The following is a 15,101-nucleotide window of genomic DNA, read 5'->3' as shown; positions in this document are numbered from 1 at the left end:
ATTGCAGATACCTTTTTTTTACCTTTCAGCTGCACTTTTTCCAGCTGTGAACCCAGTAACGAAAGCTGAAGTGATGTTATATCCACCGGTATAACCATGGATATCTAGCACCTCACCACAGAAATAAAGTCCTTTCGTGAATTTCGAAGCCATTTCTTTTGGGTGAATTTCTTTAAGAGAAACGCCGCCCCCAGTAACAAACGCTTTGTCAATCGGTAACGTACCATCGACAGCAACTTGGAACTGTTTTAACGAGCGAACATATTCGCGTACTTTTTCTTTCGATAGATGGGCGTACGTCGTATCTGGTGATAGTTCAGCTCTTTCAAGTAGAAACAGCATGTAGCGCTCCGGGACTTTACCTTTCCAGATATTTTTAATTGCCTTTTTAGGGTCTTCTTTCGCAATCTTCATATGTTCGCGATACAGTTCTTCTTCATTTTGGTCAGGTACTGCATCGATTTGAAGGGGAATAAATTGTGCGTTGAACTTCTTTAATGCTTTGACAACATATTGACTACAGCGTAATACTGCAGGTCCAGAAAGTCCGATATGTGTGAAGATCATATCCCAACGGTGGGTTTTTATCACTTTTCCTTTAGGGTTCAGAACTGACAGTGCTACATCACGAAGCGAAAGACCTTGAAGCTCTTTATTTTTGATAAAGGGCTCGCTCGATGTAAGGGGAACTTCGGTAGGATACAGCTCTGTAATCGTGTGTCCTCCTTCCTCTGCCCAAGCGTAACCGTCTCCAGTTGAACCAGTGTGAGGAACTGATTTTCCTCCAACTGCAACGACGACGTTCGATGCCAGTATCTTCTCGTTCGACTTCAGTAAGACACCTGCAACCGCACCGTCTTCATAAAGGACCTTTTCGACAGGTGTATTTACCTGAATCGTTACGTTAAGTTCTTTTACCTTATTAAGGAGCGCGTTCACGACAGATTTTGCATCATCTGTAACAGGAAACATCCTGCCGTGATCTTCTTCTTTAAGCTTGATTCCCAAGCCTTCAAAAAACGAAATGATATCTTCATTATCAAAGATATTGAAGGCGCTATATAAAAATTTCCCATTTCCAGGAATGAATTTAATCAATTCATCGAGGGGGAGTCTGTTCGTTACATTACATCTGCCGCCACCAGAAATGGCAAGTTTTCTACCTAGTTTATTTCCTTTATCAACGAGTAGGACAGATGCTCCATGCTCAGCAGCAGCTACAGACGCCATGAGTCCAGACGGTCCACCACCAATCACGACAACATCATACTTCATGCTTACACCTCTCTCATTTTGCTACAAACAAACATACCATAATTCATTTAAAATAGAAAAGCCACGAATCATAGATAATGTTTGTTGTTCCTATATAAATAGCTTAAAATGGAGAAGTGTCTATAATTGACTGTAGAAAAAAGGATATTATTGACGAATTTTATATAGAGTAATGGAAAGAAGTAGGAGTTGGAGAAATGTCTGATTCGAATGTGGTTAGAGGGACGATGCTGTTAACCGCAGCTACCCTTTTTTCGAGAATACTTGGAATGATTTATATGTTTCCTTTTACTGCCCTGGTAGGTACTTCAGGGATCGCGTTGTATAATTATGCGTATACCCCGTATACGATTATGCTTAGTCTCTCAACAGTGGGAATTCCGCTTGCTGTTTCGAAGTTTGTTTCAAAGTATCACACGCTAGGAGATTATCGTACAGGAAGACGATTATTTAAATCCGGTTTGCTGCTCATGACGTTCACAGGCTTTATTGCATTTCTAATTCTTTTCTTCCTTGCAGAACCGATTGCCAGGTTTGTAATCGAGGAGGGAAGTAAAGGAAATACCATTGCAGACGTTACGCTTGTTATAAGGGTTGTCAGTCTCGCTTTATTGATCGTACCAATCATGAGTTTAACGCGAGGTTTTTTCCAGGGGTTACAATCGATGGGACCAACAGCTGTGTCTCAGGTTGTGGAACAGATCTTCCGTATCGTATTTATATTAGTAACTAGTGTTATTATTATGCGTTTTCTTGACGGAAACGCTAAGACTGCAGCAACATTTGCGACGTTTGGTGCGTTTGTTGGGGCTGTAGGAGGTTTAATGGTCGTTTTCTGGTACTACCGTAAGCGTAAACCAAGTTTAGATCGTCATTTAGAGGAAAGCACGGTCGACCACGATGTTTCATTAAGTGACATGTACAAAGAAATCATCACATACGCGTTTCCTTTTGTTGTCGTAGGACTTGCAATTCCGTTGTATCTCCAGATCGATACGTTTTTCATCAATCCAGCTCTGCAAAGTATTGGTTACGATGAGTCTACTTATGAAGCTGTTTTTGCTATTATTACAGGGCTTGCTCATAAGTTGATCATGATCCCGGTTTCGCTCGCCACTGCGCTTGCGATGACGATTATTCCTGCAATTACAAAATCGTTCACATCACAAAAAGAAGGTGCACTTCAGAAACAGCTCACCCAGACATTTCAAATGTTGCTCTTTCTGACTGCGCCAGCTGCAATTGGACTTGCGGTATTGTCTGAACCTGTGTTTCGCGTTCTTTATCCAACAGTTGATCAAGACTTAGGAAGCCATTTATTGATGTGGTATGCTCCAACGGCTATCTTGTTTGCTCTCTTTTCTGTTACGGCTGCGATTCTACAAGGAATCAATAAGCAAAAGTTCGCTGTATATAGTTTGCTTTCAGGACTTGTCTTAAAAGTTTCGCTAACATATCCTCTAGTCGTTTTACTTGAAGGCAAAGGGGCGATTATTGCCACTGACATAGGGCTGATTACGTCTGTGATCGTTACAGTCGCTATCATTAAGAAGCATACAGATTTTCAGTTTGCATTTGTTTTTAGAAGGATTTTACTAATCGTAATTTTCGTTACGTGCATGGCGTTCGCGGCTAAACTAGCAACGATGCCTTTAGAAAGTGCGATGCCTGATCTCTATCGTTCTAAAAGTGAAGGTGGAAGCATGTTATTTTCTATCGTTAACTTACTGATTGGTATTGGGGTAGGTGGGCTTCTCTATCTATGGCTTTCTTATCGATCGAATCTCGCTGGACTCGTCCTAGGAGAACGGTTCAGTTTCCTTAAAAGACGCTAAAAATGAAGGCCGATTGTGGCCTTCATTTTTTTGAGGTGAAAGAGGTGCTTTCGTTTTATTCGTAATAGTTTGTTTCGTCAATCTCTTCTTCGCGGATTCCGAGGTACCTCTCGATTCTTCTCACTCTTCTATTTAGACGATTTAATCTTCTTCTTATCTGGTTGAATTGTTCTTCTGTATAATTATAGCCTGGATAACCTTGACCGCCTCCAGGTCCTCCTCCTGGTCCACCACCAGGATATTGCGGGTAACCTCCTCCGCCATACCCAGGATATTGCTGCCCCTGTTGTCGATAATCCAACGTTGATGACCTCCTTATTAAGACTACGAGATAGTCTATGAAGGAACTAGGCATAGTTGCTGGGCGTTTATCATGATTACACTGAATTTTTTTGGTACCAATTCAATTGTTCACCTATTCCGAGGCCTTTGAGAGGTACTTCATAGTTAAATTCATACTGCTGTAGCTGTGGTTCAATATGTTTTCTATACACAGAGCCACCATGCAAATAAACGGTAATGTTAGAAGGAGACTCTTGCTCTCTAAATTGTGAAATAAGCTTTTGCGCCCATTCCTCTCGTTGATGGTGTGTTAATGTTTTAATAGATAAATCGTATGGGTCCATCATATCGTCTGGTAATAATAGTCCGTCTTTGGCATTATAAAAATACATTCTGTCGTAGTGATGCAATGCGTATTCTAATGTTTTTTGAAATAAAGGGCTTTGATAAAACTCCGTAACCGGAGCTGATTTTGTACTTTTCTTTCGTGCGGTTGCTAAAAGTCCAACTTTTACAGTCATTCTATCACTCCAAACGTACAAATTAGCATTTACGGGTTACTTACCCTAGATTTACAATAATTATGCTCAAATTTTATTTTTTTTGGAAATTACATGGAAAAAGGAGCGATTGAACATGCGTATCGATAAGTTACTTTCTAATATGGGATATGGAACAAGGAAAGAAGTAAAAAAGATTTTAAAAACAGGTGCGGTTAGAGTGGATGAGTCAGTCATCAAAGATGCTAAACAGCACGTCGATCTTGAGAATGATCACGTTACAGTAAATGGGGAAACCGTCGAATATAGAGAATACATCTATATCATGATGAATAAGCCCGCGGGTTTCATATCGGCAACTGAAGATGAAGAGGAAACGGTTATTGATCTCCTAATTCCAGAAGATCAAATTTTTAATCCGTTTCCAGTTGGGCGCCTAGACAAAGATACAGAAGGACTTCTAGTTATTACCAATGACGGTAAGCTCGCTCACCACCTGACTTCTCCAAAACACCATGTTCCAAAAACTTACTATGCAAGGATCAATGGACGTGTTACAGAAAAGGACGTCGAGGCATTTAAAAATGGCGTTACGTTAGATGACGGGTATAAGACAAAGCCAGGAGAGCTTACAATCGTTGAGGAAGGACCTATTTCTCAAATCGAAATCACTATTCACGAAGGTAAGTTTCATCAGGTAAAAAGGATGTTCGAAGCGGTTGATAAGAAAGTCATCTACTTGCAAAGGATCAGCATGGGTGATCTTGTGCTTGATCAAGATTTGGATGTAGGAGAATATCGTGAATTAACTGAAGAGGAAGTAGAGCTCCTCAGAAAGTAACCCACCGTTTCTTTTTTGCAGACTAAGGGAATACACCTTGTAGTCAGTAAAGAAGGAGAGGATAGGATGTTAAAGATTGGGAATGACCTAATTAACCTGCGTATCAACGATGCTCAAACTGTGAATCAAGTTTACTTTGATGAATCGTTGAACGCAGCGACCTATTTAGAGATCAGTAACGATAAAACGAAACAAAGAAATCTTGAGCCGGATCATCATGCTGGAGACGTTTTAAATTCAATTCAAGCATCCGGTGGGCAATATACACATGATAATTATCCTGTTACGGATGATGACTTTGAAGTTACTGAGAAAGAGAGTACGTTTATCCCTTATTCAGGATTGTCGTGGAACGGTAGCCAACCTGTGATAGACAACCGTGAGGACGAAGTTAAACCGACAGAACTCGCAAATCACTATTCGTACAACTTATTATGTAAAGCAGAAGTTCATACGGAAGATGGGCAAAAGCTTGGTAAGGTAAGAGATGTTTATATTGCAAAGACAGGAGAAGTTGAGGGTCTTGAACTTTCTGAAGGGTTCCTTTCAGATTTCTTAATGAGTGGACAACCTTATATGAAGGTGAATGAAACGGTAAAGCTTGTAGATGGGAACGTGATTGTTCCGAAAGATTTTCACAAAGAATTAGCTAAATAAACAATAGAAAAAGCCGTGGACTAGTCCATGGCTTTTTGTGTATCATACTTTTGAATTTTGCTTGTAAGTAAACTCTTTAACCAACTTTTACTTTCTTACTCGTAGTAGTCCATACTCCACGGTTTGGGCTTTTGACTAATTCATTATAGGCCAGGACATTTAAATCTCTTTGAACTGTTCGTTGGGTAATACCAAACTCTTCAACTAACTCCGTTGTACTGACGGTACCATGCTTGCTAATAAATAAATAGATAGACTTGATACGGGTCATCATTCGATCAGTTGAAGTAATACTCAAAGAACCACTCCCTAACGTGTAATCAATGCCATACTCTTAGAATAGTTTCTCACTATTAAAACAATATGAAGGAAACGTAAAGATATACTTAATTTTCTGATGATTCCCTCATTAATTAGATGAAAGTCTGATTGGTCTGAGTGCTTCGTATTAAACTGGAAGTGATTTCTAGCTGTTGTGGGTAAGTCCCAACTTGGTGTAATGATAAATAAGGATTTTCTAACTTTCACAGTAACATATCGGCATTGTTAGTATAATAGTATAATTCCACCTCTATTGCCAATTCCCTTTAATTTACCTGTTTACACCTCCTCTTTAAAGTTTATTTTACAATATCTCGGTTATTTCGGCAAAAATTTTCATACGATTGTCTACATCTTCCTTCTTCTTCCCTCCTTTGCTATTCTTATAGGAGCAGGCTATAGAAAGGAGGAACATCATGTTCGTTCGATTATTCATTAAGAATGCACTAAAGCTAAATAACTGGTTTATGTTTTATACCACAGTCGCTCTCGTCGCAATCAGTTCGCTCATTATGAGGCTGATCGAACCGGAAACCTTTCCTACACTATTCGACTCGATGTGGTGGGTGATGACTACTGTAACCACTGTAGGTTATGGTGATTATTTTCCAGTGACAGTTGGCGGTAGGTTATACGCCATATTCCTTTACATTGTTGGAATTGGCCTTTTAGGGGTCGTCATAGGGAAATTAGTGGACGGAGTAGCAGAACTGAAAAAGAGGAAGGAGGAAGGGAAATTGAACTATCACGGACAAGGTCATATCGTCATCATAGGTTGGTCACAGAAAGCTTCCTATGCAGTATCGGAAATTATGGATTCGGATAATTGTGAAATTGTCATTATAGATAAACTCCCAAAAACACCAATCGTTGCGGATCACATCCATTACATACAAGGTGATGCTGCAGAAGAAGCAGTCCTCAAGAAAGCGGCGATTACAAAGGCACGGGCAGTTCTCGTTTTCTCAGATGATTCGATTCATGATTCGTTATTAGCAGATGGAAAGTCTCTAATCATTGCAAGCTCTATTGAGAGAATGTCAACTGAGATACATACGACAGTCGAAGTGATGAAGGAAGAACATATTAAGAATTTCGCTCATGTCCAGGTAGATGAGTTCGTACTATCTAATGAAGCGATCTCTCGTATGGCTGTTCGAGCAGCATTTACAAAAGGGATTTCAAGCGTATACTCCCAGCTGTTGAGCAGAGGACACGGCGAAAATTTATATGAAATTCCTGTAAGGAAGGAATGGACCACGTATAAAGATGCGTTTGAGGAATTACTGCAACAGGGGGCAACGCTCGTTGCGGATCGAAATCGCATGGACATCAATCGCCGTCTTGAAGAAGCGATACCAGCTGATGCAAAGCTATTTGTGATTTGTGATAAGCCGGTTTATGAGAGTTTGATCAGAAAGGAGAGACGCTCATGAGTGAAGTGAATTGGTCAGAAGAGGTGCTGAAGAGAAAAGAAGCGCTATTATCAGATTTGAATGGTCTATTAGAAATCGAAAGTGTGTTGAACGAAGAGGAAAGTACTGAGGATGCTCCGTTTGGCTATAGTGTTCGAGAAGCATTAGATTATATGCTTCAATTAGGAGAGCGTGATGGTTATCAAACGAAAGATGTTCATCATGTTGCAGGTCATCTGGAATTTGGAGATGGAGAAGAAGCGATCGGCATTCTTTGTCATGTAGATGTTGTACCTGCTGGTAGCGGATGGACAAGCCCCCCGTTTAAACCTGAACTTAGGGAAGGAAAGCTTTATGCAAGAGGAGCGATCGACGACAAAGGACCAACGATTGCGGCCTACTGGGCGATGAATATCGTAAAAGAATTATACCCTTCGTTATCAAAGAGAGTGCGAATGATCGTTGGTACTGACGAGGAAAGTTCGTGGCGTTGTGTTGATACGTATTTCAAGCAAGAAGAAATGCCAGTGATGGGCTTTGCGCCAGACGCAGTCTTTCCAATTATTTATGCAGAAAAAGGGATCGCTGATTTTGAATGGCATTTCCCAGCTGTGAAGACAGAGCAACATGATCTAGTGTTAAAGTCATTCAGTGCCGGTGAACGACTGAATATGGTTCCAGATTTCGCTAGTGCTGTGTTAATAGGTGAAGAGAAGGTGCTTTCTGAACTAAAAACGGTTTTTGAAGAGTTTGTATCTCAAAGACATTTGAGTGGGGATACATCATTAGATGAATCGTTGACCATCGAGATAGAAGGAGTTTCAGCGCATGGATCTAAACCTGAGCAAGGGAATAATGCAGCGTTCAGATTAGCAGAATTTCTTTCAGGAGTAGGTCTTGATACGGGCGGAACGACTTATATCGATTTCATTACAAAGTGGCTCACCGATGATTTCAAGGGTGAAAAGCTCGGAGTAAACTGTGAGGATACCATTACGGGCGATTTAACCATGAACGCAGGAACGTTCTCATACACAGCTTTGCACGGAGGTAAAATAGGCATCAATCTTCGATACCCTGTTACATGTGATTTTAGTGAGGTGAAAACTCAGTTTGATAAAGTTACGGGTCCTGTGGGAATTACGATGAACATCATTGATCATATGACACCCCATCACGTTCCTGAAGATCATGAGCTGATTCAAATACTACAAAGAGTATACGAAAAGCAAACGGGAGACGTTGCCGAGCTTCTTTCAATAGGGGGCGGAACATATGCCCGCTCATTAGATGCAGGAGTTGCATTTGGAGCGTTATTCCAAGGTAAACCACAGATGGCCCACCAAAAAGATGAATACGTAGAGGTTAGTGATTTGCTGAAAGCAGCAGCGATCTACGCGGAAGCGATTTATGAACTAGCAAAATAACAAACGCCATGGCGGTAAGCCATGGCGTTTCACGTTATAGGGAACTAAAAAGATCGCTAGATAAATACCTTTCTCCTGAATCACACGTCATCGTTACAACGACTTGGTCAGGGGAAAGTCGCTGAGCTACTTTCATAGCTGCGTATACGGCTGCTCCTGATGAAGGACCGACAAGAAGTCCTTCTTGACTAGCAAGTTTACGAGTTACTTCGTAAGCTTGTTCGTCTTTTATCTGAATAATTTCATCATAGATTGAAGTATTGAGAATATCAGGGATAAAACCAGGACTCGTTCCAACGAGCTTATGTTTTCCAGGTTTGCCTCCTGAAAGAACGGGAGATCCTTCTGGCTCTACAACATGAACAGTCATGTTCGGGTAATGTTCCTTTAGTACTTCTCCTGTGCCGGTTACCGTTCCACCCGTACCTGCTGTGGAAACAAAAGCGGCAGGGGTCACCCCTAGTTCGTTCATCGCTTCAATAATTTCCAAAGCAGTAGACGTTCGGTGTGCATCCGGATTTGCAGCATTTTCAAATTGCATTGGGATAAAGCTGTCTTCAATTGTCTCAGCTAGTTCCTTTGCTTTTTTGATTGCACCAGGCATTTTTTCAGAAGCAGGAGTCAGGACTACTTTTGCACCGTAAGCTTTAAGGAGTTTGATCCGCTCTTCTGTCGCGTTATCAGGCATGACGATGATGGCAGGATATCCGCTAGCAGCAGCGTTCATTGCTAGTCCAATCCCTGTATTACCTGATGTAGGTTCGATAATGGTCGATCCGGATTTGAGTAATCCATTTTCTTCAGCGGTCGCAATCATGTTATAAGCTGCTCGGTCTTTTACACTTCGACTTGGGTTAAAATATTCTAGTTTTGCGTATATTTTAGCACCATCAGGATTCGGAACCCTGTTTAATTTAAGAAGAGGAGTATTACCGATAAGTTCAGCCATGTTTTCGTAAATCATGTGTCCACATCCTTTGCAAGTTTATATAAGTTTATCTTTATCCAATAAAAGGTTAAAGTTAAGGATAAGTTTTATTGTGATGCTTCTTTTACTGTTCCCTATTATAGCAAATGATAAAGTAGAGAATAAGAAGTCGGCTCAAAAGATAAATGCAAGAAGATTCAGTTTTTTGGTAGAATATAATCAGATCTAAAGGAGTGGGGGATAGATGAGCACCCATTATTTCATTGCGATCACGGTCGATGATATGAAATCTGAGTTAAAGTCAGTGCAGAAAAACCTAGATACTTCTCTATTTAAGCATGTTGTTGAACCGGATGATTTTCACATTACATTGCAGTTTCTTGGTGAAGCGAGGGAAGAACAATTAAGTGATTTAGGTGAACAGCTAAAGGTAATAACTGAAGATGTGAGTCCATTTAAGATCACGCTAAATAAAATTGCGACTTTCGGGAAATTATCTCAGCCTCGTGTACTGTATGTCGACGTGGAGAAAACCAAGAACCTAGAACATCTACATCAGATCGTTTCCGAAGCTTGTATGGATTCCGGTTTCAGAGTCGATCGTCGAGAGTATCGTCCTCACATTACGCTTGCTAAAAAATGGCGATATCCAGAAAAGAAAATAGGGAGAAATACCCCAGATATTCATAAAGCATCGCAAGAGATCTCAAGTATTGGATTATTCAGAGTGGCACCGTTTGAAAAACCTAGGTACAAGTGTGTAGCGCGTTATGAATTTAAAAAGTAACCTTGTTATCACCATACTCCAACTTGCATTATTGTTTGGGTTCTATCTAGTAGGCGTCTACATTCAAAAGCTATTTGGTTTATTAATTCCAGGAAGTGTAATAGGAATGGTACTCCTTCTAGTTTGCCTCTATACGAACCTATTACCAGAGCAATGGATTTCAAAAGGGGCTACGCTTTTATTAAATCACCTGCCGCTATTTTTTATCCCTGTTACTGTTGGCGTCATGAATCACTTAGATTTCTTTAATGGTAAAAGTCTTTGGCTAATACCGATCGTTCTTGTCAGCACATGGATTATTATGATCACAACTGGCTTAATTGGTCAGACACTTGTAAATCGAAAGGAATAGCGTCATGTTTTTATTGCAAGCTATGTTTTGGCTTATCTTTACAATTGCAATTTATTTTATTTTTACTCTTATCTATCGACTACTGCCATATCCATTTTTAATCCCAATCTTGACAGGCACGGTCTTGTTAGTAATCTTGCTCACATCTTTTAATATTTCTTACGATACATATTTTAGCGGTGGAAAGGTTATCGATGCATTTTTAGGACCAGCAATCGTTGCTCTTGCCTATCCCTTATATAAACAAAGAAAGCTCCTAAACAAGTACAAAAACGAGCTTCTTTCAACTGTCCTATTATCAAGCATGTTAGGAATTCTTTCAGGTTATTGGCTTACTCTCCTGTTTGGATTTGGAGAAGTGATTCAGTTCTCCTTTGTTCCAAAGAACGTGACGACCCCTGTCGCTATGGAGGTTTCAAGAATGCTTGGAGGAGAACCAGCCCTTGCCGTTATTTTCGTAATGATTGCTGGAATAGGAGGAGCTGTAACGGGTCCATGGATTTTGAAATTATTTAAGATAACAAACTTCCTTGGGATTGGTATAGCGTTAGGTGGAGCTTCTCATGCGATTGGTACAGCAAAGGCGCTCGAATACGGTCAAGAAGAAGCAGCGGTTAGTTCAATAGGTATGAGCCTTTGTGCGTTATTTGTCTCTGTCCTAGCTCCTATCTTAATAAATTGGCTTTGAATTCAGTTAGTTAAGCGGTCATTTTCCATAAGTGAAAATATGATGATGTGTAAACACCTTTGAAAAGGATGGGATCTATGAGAAATCACTCTAATTATCAAACTGATAGTCACGCTTTTTCTGCTTATTGGGATGATTTCAATGTGATAACAGTAATGGTAGAAGAAGGCATAGACGATCATCAAGGCTTTACGTTAACGGATGGTCACCTTGATATCAACCTTGAGATCAATGGTGATTTCAAACTCGGCAAGAAGAGGATCGTTTCATTGTTAACAGATTCAGACTACCATCCTGGCACAGAATATTACCTCATCCACTCTAGCGGTGAAGAGGCGTTGGTGATGACAGGTAAAGTTGTCCGAACGAAAGCCTTTGATGACAAGTACCATTACGATGGTGAACTTGGCAATTCACTAACGAAGAAAGGCTCTTTATTCAAAGTCTGGGCACCTACTGCAACCAACGTTATTGTAAATATTTATAATGACTTATTTCAAAAAGTAGATGAACTGCCGATGATACGACAGGATAAAGGATTATGGGATTGTGAAGCGAATGGCTATGGAGAAGGGACTTTATACACGTATAGCGTTCGAGTTAACGGGAGTACGAAGGAAGTAGTGGACCCATATGTTAAGGCGGCTACCTCAAATTGCAAATTTGGCATGGTCACAGATCTTTCTCATACGAACCCTCCAAATTGGGATCCTACGGTAAAACCAGCGCATGCGAAATCCTCAGACTCAATCATCTATGAATTACACGTTAGGGATTTTAGCATCCAAACGAAAAGCGGTCTTAAATATAAAGGGAAATACAAGGCTTTCACAGAAGAGTTACCAGAGAAAGACGGCATTCCACAAGGACTGAACTATATAAAATGGTTAGGTGTTACGCACGTTGAGTTGCTTCCTATTCAGGATTTCGGTAGCGTAGATGAGATGAAAGCAGAGCCGCAATACAATTGGGGGTACGACCCTATCCATTACTTTGTTCCTGAAGGTAGCTATTCTACAGATTCTCATCATCCTTATACGAGAATACGTGAAGTGAAAGAAATGATAGCTGCTATTCACAACAAAGGACTAAGGGTGATCATGGATGTGGTTTACAATCATGTGTACCATCTAGAGGCTTCTAATCTAGAGAAAATCGTACCAGGATATTATTTCCGATACGATCATGGCGGGAAGCCATCGAACGGTACAGGTGTTGGTAATGATACAGCTTCTGAAAGAAAGATGATGAGAAAACTCATCATTGATTCTGTCACGTACTGGGCAAAAGAATTTGGAGTGGATGGATTTCGGTTTGACTTAATGGGCATTCACGATAAAGAAACGATGAAAGAGGTTCGCTATGCGATTGACTGTATCGACCCTACCATTTTACTATTTGGGGAAGGATGGCATCTGAACACCATCTTACCTGATTATCGTAAGGCAACGATTTCCCATGCGAAGGAACTTCCAAGAATCGGTTTTTTTAACGACCGTTTTAGAGATTCTGTCAAAGGAAAACTATTTGACACACACTCCTCAGGGTTTGCTACTGGAAATTTCTCAGTTAAAGAAGACGTGAAGAAGTGTATAATGGGAAGTGTTGAGGATTATTTTATTACAGCATCCCAGTCGATCAATTATGTTGAATGCCACGATAATCATACGTTATGGGATCGATTGAATCGCAGCCATCCTCATTCTAATGAAGAAGTTAAACAACAGATGCACCGACTCGCTACAGCGATTACGATACTTTCACAAGGAATTCCATTTTTGCATGCCGGTCAGGAGTTTTTTAGAACGAAAAATGGGGTTGAAAACAGCTACAAATCACCAGACAGGGTCAATAAGTTTGACTGGAGAAGGATGAGAGCTGTAAAAGAGAATGTTACCTACTTGAAAGGTCTTATCGAAATCAGAAAGTACTTTTCTGCCTTGCGTATGTCAGAGATCCATGAGATGCACAGTATTCAATTTATTGACTCCCCTGAATCGATGATCGCTTATCGAATAGATCAAGAGCACAGTGATGATAAGATTATCGTGATTCATAATGCCGGTCATCATTCTGAATGGATTTATATTGGTGAGGGAGAGAAATGGATAGTAGCTAATGGTACAGAAGCAGGAATTGATCCATTAGATAAAACGCATGACAGTTCTATTTTTGTAGCGCCTTTAAACACTGTTGTATTAATAAAGATGGAATAAAAACATGAAGAATTCATTAACCTGTGTTATAATTTTTTATTCGTAGGCGGTTTTGAACAACGTCCAGAGATTCTGCCGCCAAAGCAGAGGTCAAAACTTCCAGAATCTACAAACTAACAGAAATCGAAGGTGAATTTGTTGGAGAACATTTTAGGCGAAGGCTGGCAGGTGACCCCTGCTGGCGGAGCGACAGGTGAAGCATACTTAGCTCAATATGGAGACGAGAAACTATTCCTTAAGAGGAACTCCTCGCCTTTTCTGGCTGTTTTGTCGGCGGAAGGAATTGTACCGAAGCTTCTCTGGACCAAAAGACTTGAGAATGGGGACGTCATTACAGCCCAGAAATGGCTGCCTGGGAGAGAGCTGAAGGCGTTTGAGATGAAAAAGCCTAGAGTAGCAAAGCTGCTAAGGAAGATCCATCGTTCTTCTGAACTTCTTAGAATGCTTCACCGTCTTGGAAAGAAGCCTCTATCCCCAGATGTAATCTATCATGACCTGATTATGAAATTTGATGGTCATCATAGAAAAGATTCCGAAGTTGAGAGTGCTTTGTCTTATTTAGCTTCAAACAAAGACAATCTTGATCATGTAGAAAAAGTCGTTTGCCATTGTGACGTCAATCATAATAATTGGATGTTCAGTGATGAAGGAAATCTATACTTGATCGATTGGGACGGGGCCGTCGTTGCAGATCCAGCTTTAGATATCGGAATGTTGCTATATTGGTACGTACCAAAAAATGAATGGGCAGACTGGTTAACTCATTACGGGTTGTCAGTCACAGAAGGGCTTAGAAAAAGGATGTATTGGTATGTGCTTGCTCAAACCCTATTATCCATTTATTGGTACGATTATAAAGGTCTCTACGGAGAAGTGGAATATTGGAAGAGAGATCTTCTTAATCTAAATAAAAATCGACTTACTGATAATGATTGATGGTATCTACCCACTGGCTTAAATTTGGCTGGTGGGTTTCTATATGGCTTAATAAATCCGCTTGTTGCGCACCGGTTGTACTGTACTCCTCTATCTGATCTAAGACCTGTTTGATCTCAGGAGCGATCACATGGTTTTGTTTTAACAACTTTGCAAGCCTTTGAACTTGTTCACATTCAGATGTTGTACCTGTGCAATCAGTACGGTGGTTGGTTAAAATATCAGCTAAGATCGCGAGCTGATGTTCATGCGTTAGTGGCATTGTTCATTCCTCCTTTGACCATTCTATTGAGTAGGATGACATGAACTGAGCCTTATTATGTAAAATCAATAAAAAAACACGGACATATTTGGTCCGTGTAAGCTTGTTGAGAAACCTATGTCATTAATCGGTGTGCTCCCGATGCCTGCCGTAGTCGATGACGATCGCATGCTTTCCGCGGACGAACGTCCAAGCCCGAGGTGAAACCCACACCCCGGTCTCGGCCGCCCGTACGACCGCAGGAGTCTGCGATCGTCTCTCCTACTTGATGAGATTTAACCAAAAACGAATCTTCCGCCCAATGGTTTAACAGACGAGTAACGTTAATTGAAACGGAGATGGTCGTCTACTCTCATCGCAACACCGAGACTTTCTCTAC

Annotated in this window: 16 protein-coding genes; 10 read left to right on the top strand and 6 right to left on the bottom strand. The window is 40.6% G+C overall.

Going from position 1 to position 15,101, the window contains the following annotated elements; genetic code table 11:
• Positions 1 to 18 precede the first annotated feature (18 nt).
• Positions 19 to 1,275 carry a BaiN/RdsA family NAD(P)/FAD-dependent oxidoreductase gene (locus tag ACXAHI_RS07645; RefSeq protein ID WP_474847020.1) on the bottom strand — a complete coding sequence of 419 codons (1,257 nt, stop codon included), beginning with the start codon at positions 1,273 to 1,275 and terminating at the stop codon, positions 19 to 21.
• Between the two features lie 197 nt (positions 1,276 to 1,472).
• On the opposite strand from ACXAHI_RS07645, the gene ACXAHI_RS07640 reads away from it, so the two are divergent.
• Complete coding sequence (locus tag ACXAHI_RS07640; protein WP_474847019.1) at positions 1,473 to 3,110, top strand: putative polysaccharide biosynthesis protein; 1,638 nt, start codon at positions 1,473 to 1,475, stop codon at positions 3,108 to 3,110.
• A 55-nt stretch (positions 3,111 to 3,165) separates the two neighbouring features.
• Here ACXAHI_RS07640 and ACXAHI_RS07635 read toward each other — a convergent pair whose 3' ends face one another.
• Both ACXAHI_RS07635 and ACXAHI_RS07630 read right to left on the bottom strand, forming a co-directional pair.
• A complete protein-coding gene (locus ACXAHI_RS07635; RefSeq protein WP_474847018.1) occupies positions 3,166 to 3,411 on the bottom strand; it encodes a hypothetical protein in 246 nt (81 codons plus the stop codon).
• Between the two features lie 76 nt (positions 3,412 to 3,487).
• Positions 3,488 to 3,913, bottom strand: a complete 426-nt coding sequence (locus ACXAHI_RS07630) for a DUF6884 domain-containing protein (RefSeq protein ID WP_474847017.1) — start codon at positions 3,911 to 3,913, stop codon at positions 3,488 to 3,490.
• Between the two features lie 115 nt (positions 3,914 to 4,028).
• Between ACXAHI_RS07630 and ACXAHI_RS07625 the strand changes: the two genes are divergently transcribed.
• Together ACXAHI_RS07625 and ACXAHI_RS07620 are read left to right on the top strand one after the other, a co-directional pair.
• On the top strand, positions 4,029 to 4,733 hold the full coding sequence (locus tag ACXAHI_RS07625) for a pseudouridine synthase (RefSeq protein ID WP_474847016.1): 705 nt from the start codon (positions 4,029 to 4,031) through the stop codon (positions 4,731 to 4,733).
• Positions 4,734 to 4,799: 66 nt separating this feature from the next.
• A complete protein-coding gene (locus ACXAHI_RS07620) occupies positions 4,800 to 5,390 on the top strand; it encodes a PRC-barrel domain-containing protein (RefSeq protein ID WP_474847015.1) in 591 nt (196 codons plus the stop codon).
• Positions 5,391 to 5,466: 76 nt separating this feature from the next.
• Here the strand turns inward: ACXAHI_RS07620 and ACXAHI_RS07615 are convergent, their stop codons facing one another.
• Entirely contained in the window at positions 5,467 to 5,664 is a 198-nt protein-coding gene (locus ACXAHI_RS07615; RefSeq protein WP_270180608.1) for a DeoR family transcriptional regulator, read from the bottom strand.
• A gap of 463 nt (positions 5,665 to 6,127) precedes the next feature.
• Between ACXAHI_RS07615 and ACXAHI_RS07610 the strand changes: the two genes are divergently transcribed.
• Together ACXAHI_RS07610 and pepV are read left to right on the top strand one after the other, a co-directional pair.
• Complete coding sequence (locus tag ACXAHI_RS07610) at positions 6,128 to 7,147, top strand: potassium channel family protein (RefSeq protein WP_474847014.1); 1,020 nt, start codon at positions 6,128 to 6,130, stop codon at positions 7,145 to 7,147.
• Positions 7,144 to 8,553 (top strand): dipeptidase PepV, encoded by a 1,410-nt coding sequence (gene pepV, locus ACXAHI_RS07605; protein ID WP_474847013.1) that lies wholly within the window; start codon positions 7,144 to 7,146, stop codon positions 8,551 to 8,553. Before ACXAHI_RS07610 ends, pepV begins: the two co-directional genes overlap by 4 nt.
• A gap of 34 nt (positions 8,554 to 8,587) precedes the next feature.
• Here the strand turns inward: pepV and cysK are convergent, their stop codons facing one another.
• Entirely contained in the window at positions 8,588 to 9,517 is a 930-nt protein-coding gene (gene cysK, locus ACXAHI_RS07600) for a cysteine synthase A (protein WP_474847012.1), read from the bottom strand.
• Positions 9,518 to 9,725: 208 nt separating this feature from the next.
• Here cysK and thpR point away from each other — a divergent pair, with 208 nt between their 5' ends.
• From thpR to ACXAHI_RS07575, 5 genes are all read left to right on the top strand, one after another.
• Entirely contained in the window at positions 9,726 to 10,268 is a 543-nt protein-coding gene (thpR, locus tag ACXAHI_RS07595; RefSeq protein WP_474847011.1) for an RNA 2',3'-cyclic phosphodiesterase, read from the top strand.
• Positions 10,252 to 10,620: a CidA/LrgA family protein gene (locus ACXAHI_RS07590; protein WP_474847010.1), complete on the top strand. Its 369-nt coding sequence runs from the start codon at positions 10,252 to 10,254 to the stop codon at positions 10,618 to 10,620. The genes thpR and ACXAHI_RS07590 overlap by 17 nt, the downstream gene beginning before the upstream one ends.
• A 4-nt stretch (positions 10,621 to 10,624) precedes the next feature.
• Positions 10,625 to 11,308 carry an LrgB family protein gene (locus ACXAHI_RS07585; RefSeq protein WP_474847009.1) on the top strand — a complete coding sequence of 228 codons (684 nt, stop codon included), beginning with the start codon at positions 10,625 to 10,627 and terminating at the stop codon, positions 11,306 to 11,308.
• Between the two features lie 77 nt (positions 11,309 to 11,385).
• Positions 11,386 to 13,524, top strand: a complete 2,139-nt coding sequence (gene pulA, locus ACXAHI_RS07580) for a type I pullulanase (protein WP_474847008.1) — start codon at positions 11,386 to 11,388, stop codon at positions 13,522 to 13,524.
• A gap of 138 nt (positions 13,525 to 13,662) precedes the next feature.
• Positions 13,663 to 14,460 carry a phosphotransferase family protein gene (locus ACXAHI_RS07575; RefSeq protein ID WP_474847007.1) on the top strand — a complete coding sequence of 266 codons (798 nt, stop codon included), beginning with the start codon at positions 13,663 to 13,665 and terminating at the stop codon, positions 14,458 to 14,460.
• Here the strand turns inward: ACXAHI_RS07575 and ACXAHI_RS07570 are convergent.
• Entirely contained in the window at positions 14,444 to 14,722 is a 279-nt protein-coding gene (locus ACXAHI_RS07570) for a YtzH-like family protein (protein ID WP_474847006.1), read from the bottom strand. The genes ACXAHI_RS07575 and ACXAHI_RS07570 overlap by 17 nt on opposite strands.
• Positions 14,723 to 15,101: the final 379 nt, after the last annotated feature.

This window comes from Anaerobacillus sp. ABD4_527 (assembly GCF_056160805.1).
The sequence above is the reverse complement of the archived record's forward strand: the minus strand, read 5'-3'. Positions and strand labels throughout refer to the sequence as shown.